Raw genomic sequence first — 6,218 nt, forward strand, 5'->3', positions numbered from 1 at the left:
CCTGCAGTCCGCGCAACCGTAACGTACGGTCGCGGAAATCGGAATCGATTTCCGGCTGCGTGCAACCTGCTACAGCATCGCCGGACTGACAACTGGGGGAATTTGGTCCAGGCTCGGTCGGTGCCGGTCTAGTGCTTCAGGTGGATCGTCACCCAGCCCTCGCGGTGCAAGGTTCTGACATGGCGGAAATTCTGGCCGACATAGGCCGAGATGACCGCGTCCCGCTGGCGCTCGAGGATGCCCGACAGCACGATCGAGCCGCCAAGTGCGATATGATGGGCCATTTGCGGCGCCAGCCGCATCAGCGGCCGCGCCAATATGTTGGCGACGATCAGATCGAAGGGCGCGCGCTTGCCGAAGATCGGATGGTGAAAGCCGGGCGCGGTTGCTGTTTCCACCAGTGCCTTGACGTGGTTGAGCCGCGCATTGGCGGCAGCCACCCGCACCGCCACCGGATCGATGTCGGTGGCCAGCACCGGAATGTGCGCCAGCTTGGCGACGGCGATCGCCAGTACCGCGCTGCCGGTGCCGAGGTCGAGCGCATTGCGCGGGTGTTCGCGCCGGACCACTCTTTCCAGCATTTCCAGGCAGCCGGCGGTGGTGCCGTGATGGCCGGTGCCGAAGGCGAGGCCGGCTTCGATTTCGATGGCGAGTTCGCCGCTGTGGCGTTTCCTGCGGTCATGTGCGCCGTGGACGAAGAAACGTCCGGCACGCACCGGCTTCAGCTCTTCCAGCGAATGCGCCACCCAGTCGATGTCGGGCAGGGGCTCGCGCTCGATCGGCTTCGACAGGGAAAGGCCGGCAAGGATGTCCTTCAAGCGGGTCTCGACCGCATCGACGTCGCCATCGGCATAGAGCGATACTTCGTGGATGTCCTTGTCCTCGTCGACCTCCAGCACGGCGATCGGCAGCCCCTCTTCCTCGAAGGCCGCCTCAAGCGCCGCGAAAATGCTGACGGACTCGATCTTTCCGGTGGTGAAGTAAAGGCGCGTCTGGGTCATGAAATGGTAATCAGCCTTTCGCCGCCAGCCGCTTCAGCTTGGCGATGGCCGTATCGGCGCTTTCGCCGTAGGCGATTGTGCCGGCAAAATCGCCCTTGGCGTTGAGCAGCAGCACCGAGGCGGTATGATCCATCGTGTAGTCGCCGTCGCCCGTGTCGACCTTCTTCCAATAGATGCCGAACGACTTGGCCATGGCATGGACCTTGTCCGGAGCGCCCGTGATGCCGACGATACGGTCGGAGAAATTGCTGACATAGGCGTTCATCACCTCAGGCGTGTCGCGCTCCGGATCGACCGATACGAAATAGGCGTGCAGGTTCTTGCCGTCGTCGCCGAGCGTCTTCAGCCAGCCGGCCAGTTCGAACAGCGTGGTCGGGCAGACCTCGGGGCAATGGGTGAAGCCGAAGAAGACGACGCTGGGCTGGCCCCGGAAGGCGGCTTCGGTGATCGGCGCGCCTTTCTGGTCGACCAGAGTAAAGGCGGCCCCGAATGGCTCGCCGCCATAGTGGCCGCGATACCAGTCGAAAGTCAGCCAGCCGATGCCGGCCGCCATCAGGACGAGAATACCGACCAGGATAGAACGCATCATCAGAAAAGTCCGTCTGCAGAAATCGTCGCGCCGGCTCAATGCCGCGCCTGTGCGACAGTCTTAGCGGTTCGGCCCCGCACAGGCAAAGTGCCGCGTTGCCGCAACCGCTGCGGTGTCGACCTATCTGCTTGCAAAGCCGGGCCGCTCGCCCCACCTGTGACCGGCAACTCGAACCGCAGGAGGGTCCCTTGCAACGACTGATTGGGCACGGACTGATTGGGCGAAGACTGATCGGCGGTGCCTTGGCCGCGTGCGTTGTCCTAGGTGCCGGGGCCGCCGTGGCCGATGAAGTCGGCAAGGTCGGCGTCGACTGGCTCGGCAACGACATCATCGTCGAGGCGATCAAGGACCCCAAGGTGGAGGGCGTGACATGTCACGTCTCCTATTTCGATCGCGGCATCATCGATCGCCTGCACAAGGGCAACTGGTTCGAGGATCCGTCCGATTCCTCGATCTCCTGCCGCCAGACCGGCCCGATCACCATCGGCGACATCGACATGAGCGAGGGCGGCGAGGAAGTGTTCAAGCAAGGCATCAGCCTGATCTGGAAGAAGCAGGTGGTGAACCGTATCTACGACAAGGCCAACGAGACGCTGATCTATCTCTCGCATTCGCGCCAGGTGCAGAACGGCTCGGCGAAAATGTCGGTCACCACCGTGCCGCTCTACGGCCAGAACGTGGTGTGGAGCAAAGGCAAGCCGCAATAGGCGATTCAGTTCCTTCCCGGGCGCACGATTGGCCCCGCTTGCGGGACCAATCGCCTGGGCGAATCCTTGCCGGGAAACGATCTGACGGACGATTGGCCCCGCTTGCGGGACCAATCGCCTAGGGGTAAAGCCGCCGGCATGGACCGTTCCGAAGATCTCGTCCCGAAAGACCCCGAGCCACGCATCCATCCGACCGCGGAGTTGAAGGCGTGCAAGCTTGGGCGTTATGCCTCGATCGGCGAGCGGGTGGTGCTTCGCGAGGTCACCGTCGGCGACTTCTCCTATTTCGAACGCCATTCGGAAGCGATCTACACGACGATCGGCAAATTCTGCTCGATCGCCGCCAACAGCCGCATCAATGCGCTGGAGCATCCCATAGAGCGGCTGACCCAGCACAAGCTCAGCTACCGGCCGAACGAGTATTTTCGCTGGCTGGGCGTCGATGCCGCCTTCCGCGAACGGCGGCAGGCGAAAGCCGTGACCATCGGCCATGATGTCTGGATCGGCCACGGCGCGGTGATCATGCCCGGGGTCACCATCGGCAATGGCGCGGTGGTTGGCGCCAACGCAGTGGTGACGCGTGATGTGCCGCCCTACGCGATCGTCGCCGGCGTGCCGGCGAAGGCTCTCCGGCCACGCTTCGCTCCGGATATCGCGGCGCGGATCGAAGCTCTCGCCTGGTGGAACTGGCCGGTCGAAAAGCTCGCCAGAGCGGTTCCCGACATGCAGGCAATGCCGATCGAAGCATTCCTCGATCGTTGGGAAAACGACGCCGTCTGACCAGCTCAAGACGTCGACGGTAACCAATTTTCTTAACGTAAAATATTAAAGTTAAGAAATGGAAAACGGATTGTATCCGTGAAATTAAACACTCCAAGGTTGCAAGACTTTCGGCAAAATGCACTACTCGTTTCGGGGGTAAGTCGTAAGAAGTCGAAGAAAACACTACTAGCAACAATGGAGAGAAGTCATGAAGAAGTTCGCTTTTGTACTCACCGCTGCTATGGTTTCGTTCTCGACTGTCGGCGCCTATGCCGGCGGCTGGGGAGGTAGCTCGGGTAGCCTGATCAATGTGTCGCCGTCCATCGGTGTCGGCCAGGTGACCGCGCTCAATGGCATCCTGAGTGGCAACAACATCCTGAGCGGCAATGTCGTCCAGGGCATTCTGAACGGCAACAAGACCAACGTCCTTACCGGCGTTCTCAGCGGTATCGGCGTCAATGTCCTTGGCGGCAACAGCTACAAGCTGGGCGGCCGTCACTGAGCAGGAAAGTCACGGGCATCCTTATGTCACGTGTCGTGGGCAGGAGGGTCTTCAACACCCTCCTGCCTCCGCTTGTGGGCCTACCCAGTCAAGCGCGGGAATGAGCTAGATCTTCGCCCGCAGGCCCACAAATGCATCGACCGTGTGTTCGCGCTCGTCGATCACGGTCTTGAAGGTCTCGGAAACGTCGACGCGAACGACAATGGCCATCGATTTGGTCGCGTTGTACGTCGCTTCGGCATAGACGCCCTTGCGGCGCTCCTGGTTCTCGTAGAGCAAATTGTCCTTGAGCTCATAGAAGATGCCGGAAGCGATGCCGAGGTTTTCGCGCACCTTCATGCCAAGTTCCAGTTCCGCGCGCTGCAGCCACGAAGCCAGGGGGTCGTCGGTTTCGGACGTTTCGTAGCGGCCGAAATAGGTGCCGCGCAGCTCGAAGCCGTGCGGCAGAGGCTTGCCGAAGGTGACTTGCCAGGTCGGACGCCAGCGCTGGTAGATGTTATCGGCGCCGCGCAGGAACTGCGCACCCAAGGCCACGCCGAGCGTCGAACCATCGGTGGCCTTGTAGGCCGCCTCGGCGCGCAGCGTATAGGCGTTGAACGACAGGAACAGCGGCGGGTAACCGATTTCCTCGACGCTGGCGAAGAGCGCAGACGCGGACGCGCCGAAGGCAAGCTGGCCAACTGTTCGGGTGACCCGAGCCGCCAACTGGAAGAGATTGCGGTCGGCATGCAGCTTCGCCGGCAAGATGAGATCTTCCTGGAAATGCGTCGCGCCGAGCTTTTCGTAGCTGTCGGCGGCCTCGAGGATCAGCGATGTGGCGTTGCCGAGGTCGATGCCGAGTTGTGTCTGGGCGCCGAAGACCTGCTTGAACTCCCGCGTACCCAGCGTCAGCGGGCCGATATCCAGATTGTCGCCGGTGCTGGAGACGCGATAGCTCAGCGATCCCCTCAGTTCGAGACCCGGGCCGAGCCGGCGGAAGGCCTCGGCCGACAGCGACAATCCGCGGTCGTCCTCGATCGACGTCTTGTCGTAATGCGTTACCTGGAAGTCCGCGCTGAATTTCGCGTTGGCGTCGTTGTCGCCCCATTGCTGCTGCAGCGAACCGCGCAACAGTGTGTACCAGTCCTTGACCGCATGGTCGCTGTCCAGCGCGTTGTTGGTCCAATGCCTTTCGAGACTGCCGGTGATTGTCGGATCGGTCGCTATTTCGGCAGCCGGTGCTGTTGATGGTTCTGCCCTGGCGGTCACGGCCGCGCAGGCCATCAGCAGGCCTAGGCCGGCGCTGCCAAGCAATCTGCGGGAAAGTGGAGCGACCGTCTGTCCTTCTGCCGGTCGGCGCTTTCGGGAAACCATGCTCCGCGCTCTCCGGACTGAAACCCCTTCCGCCATGCGGGGGTGGCGCAGCGGAAGGGGCTGGAGGTAAACCGCTGTGAAGCGGAAGGAACAGGCACTCTTGCCTGCAGGAGTACTGTGGCATTGAACCCATAAGGTGTGTTTTCCAGACTATTCTCCCTATGCGTGTAGGCAATTGTACCTGAGGTATTTGTTCGCATCGGGAACCTGAAGCGGTCGCTGATTGTTTCTCATCGCGCCGCAGCGTCGAGGATTCCGATAGATGGAAAAGCATTTCACCAAGGTTGCCAACTGGGTCGCCCGCATAGCCGGCCTGCCGCCGACATTCGCCGTCTGTTGCCTCATCATCATCGCCTGGGGGGTGAGCGGTCCGTTCTTCGGCTTTTCGGACACTTGGCAACTCGTCATCAACACGGGCACGACCATCATCACCTTCCTGATGGTCTTCCTGATCCAGAACACTCAGAACCGCGACGGCGCGGCGATCCAGGCCAAGCTCGACGAACTGATCCGGGTCGGCAAGGGCCACAACCACTTCATCGGCATCGAGCATCTGACCGAATCCGAAGTCGAGGAAATCCGCGCCAAATGCGAGCGTGCGGCAAAGCGGCATGACGAACAGATCGCCGACATCGCGGCGAAGAAGGCCGTGGCACAGAAGCGCGGGTCGAAAAAGCAAGCGGCCTGAAGATCAGCCTTTCATGAAGGCTGCGAAACTGCCTTTGTGGTCCGGATGCCAGCGCGACAAAGCGGGGCGGTTCTCGATGATGTCGCCGATCGCCCAGGCCATGCGCTTTTCATCCAGCGGCCGGGCCGCCTCATTGTCCGGGCACAGGATGTAGAAATCTCCCCTGGTCAGGGATTCCAGCATGAAATCCACAACCTGTTCGCCGGTCCAGGCGCCGGCCGGTTTTTCCGTCGCACCCTCGGTCAGACCGGTAAAGGTGAAGCCGGGGATCAGCAGATGGGCAGCGACATGGGCGCCGGGTTCGTTGCGCAACGCGTGCGCCAGGCCTTCCGTGAAGGCTTTCACTCCTGCCTTGGAGACATTGTAGGCAAGATTGCCGGGCGGCGTGGTGATGCCTTGCTTGGAGCCTGTGTTGACGATCAGACCCGGCCTGGCCGAGGCCAGCATGCGCGGCGCGAAGGCCTCCACGCCATGCACAACGCCCCAGAAATTGATGTCCAGCAGCCGTTTCCAGGCATCGCGGTTTTCCCACGGCTTTCCGGGGTTGTCGCCCACGCCGGCATTGTTCATCAGCAGCGACACGCCGCCGAAGGCGCCGAACGCCCTCTCGGCGAGA

General features: G+C 61.8%; 8 protein-coding genes. 4 read left to right on the plus strand and 4 right to left on the minus strand.

The genetic code is table 11. The annotated features are described in order from the left end of the window. Window positions 1-128: 128 nt before the first annotated feature. Both EN991_RS19675 and EN991_RS19680 read right to left on the minus strand, forming a co-directional pair. The gene (locus EN991_RS19675) at window positions 129-1,001 is read right to left on the minus strand and encodes a 50S ribosomal protein L11 methyltransferase (RefSeq protein ID WP_013530972.1); all 873 of its coding nucleotides are present in this window, start codon (window positions 999-1,001) and stop codon (window positions 129-131) included. A 10-nt stretch (window positions 1,002-1,011) separates the two neighbouring features. Then, a complete protein-coding gene (locus tag EN991_RS19680) occupies window positions 1,012-1,590 on the minus strand; it encodes an SCO family protein (protein ID WP_013530973.1) in 579 nt (192 codons plus the stop codon). Between the two features lie 188 nt (window positions 1,591-1,778). Between EN991_RS19680 and EN991_RS19685 the strand changes: the two genes are divergently transcribed. The 3 genes from EN991_RS19685 (at window position 1,779) to EN991_RS19695 (ending at window position 3,561) form a co-directional block, all read left to right on the plus strand. Further along, window positions 1,779-2,297 (plus strand): CreA family protein, encoded by a 519-nt coding sequence (locus tag EN991_RS19685; RefSeq protein ID WP_024501452.1) that lies wholly within the window; start codon window positions 1,779-1,781, stop codon window positions 2,295-2,297. Between the two features lie 138 nt (window positions 2,298-2,435). Further along, on the plus strand, window positions 2,436-3,077 hold the full coding sequence (locus tag EN991_RS19690; RefSeq protein WP_063168299.1) for a DapH/DapD/GlmU-related protein: 642 nt from the start codon (window positions 2,436-2,438) through the stop codon (window positions 3,075-3,077). A 190-nt stretch (window positions 3,078-3,267) separates the two neighbouring features. Next, the gene (locus EN991_RS19695; RefSeq protein WP_013530976.1) at window positions 3,268-3,561 is read left to right on the plus strand and encodes a hypothetical protein; all 294 of its coding nucleotides are present in this window, start codon (window positions 3,268-3,270) and stop codon (window positions 3,559-3,561) included. A gap of 105 nt (window positions 3,562-3,666) precedes the next feature. Here EN991_RS19695 and EN991_RS19700 read toward each other — a convergent pair whose 3' ends face one another. After that, entirely contained in the window at window positions 3,667-4,914 is a 1,248-nt protein-coding gene (locus tag EN991_RS19700) for a hypothetical protein (RefSeq protein WP_013530977.1), read from the minus strand. A gap of 262 nt (window positions 4,915-5,176) precedes the next feature. Here EN991_RS19700 and EN991_RS19705 point away from each other — a divergent pair, with 262 nt between their 5' ends. Next, complete coding sequence (locus EN991_RS19705; protein WP_013530978.1) at window positions 5,177-5,602, plus strand: low affinity iron permease family protein; 426 nt, start codon at window positions 5,177-5,179, stop codon at window positions 5,600-5,602. 3 nt (window positions 5,603-5,605) lie between these two features. Here EN991_RS19705 and EN991_RS19710 read toward each other — a convergent pair. Beyond that, on the minus strand, window positions 5,606-6,218 hold a 613-nt coding region (locus EN991_RS19710; RefSeq protein WP_127369354.1), incomplete at its 5' end, for an SDR family NAD(P)-dependent oxidoreductase.

This window comes from Mesorhizobium sp. M7A.F.Ca.US.005.03.2.1, from assembly GCF_003997795.1.
GTDB classification, from domain to species: Bacteria; Pseudomonadota; Alphaproteobacteria; order Rhizobiales; family Rhizobiaceae; genus Mesorhizobium; species Mesorhizobium ciceri.

Excerpts from the sequence above, each read along its gene's own strand:
- EN991_RS19690 (WP_063168299.1), top strand. The coding sequence starts at position 2,436 with ATGGACCGTTCCGAAGATCTCGTCCCGAAAGACCCCGAGCCACGCATC.
- EN991_RS19675 (WP_013530972.1), bottom strand. The coding sequence starts at position 1,001 with ATGACCCAGACGCGCCTTTACTTCACCACCGGAAAGATCGAGTCCGTC.
- EN991_RS19700 (WP_013530977.1), bottom strand. The coding sequence starts at position 4,914 with ATGGTTTCCCGAAAGCGCCGACCGGCAGAAGGACAGACGGTCGCTCCA.
- EN991_RS19695 (WP_013530976.1), top strand. The coding sequence starts at position 3,268 with ATGAAGAAGTTCGCTTTTGTACTCACCGCTGCTATGGTTTCGTTCTCG.
- EN991_RS19680 (WP_013530973.1), bottom strand. The coding sequence starts at position 1,590 with ATGATGCGTTCTATCCTGGTCGGTATTCTCGTCCTGATGGCGGCCGGC.
- EN991_RS19705 (WP_013530978.1), top strand. The coding sequence starts at position 5,177 with ATGGAAAAGCATTTCACCAAGGTTGCCAACTGGGTCGCCCGCATAGCC.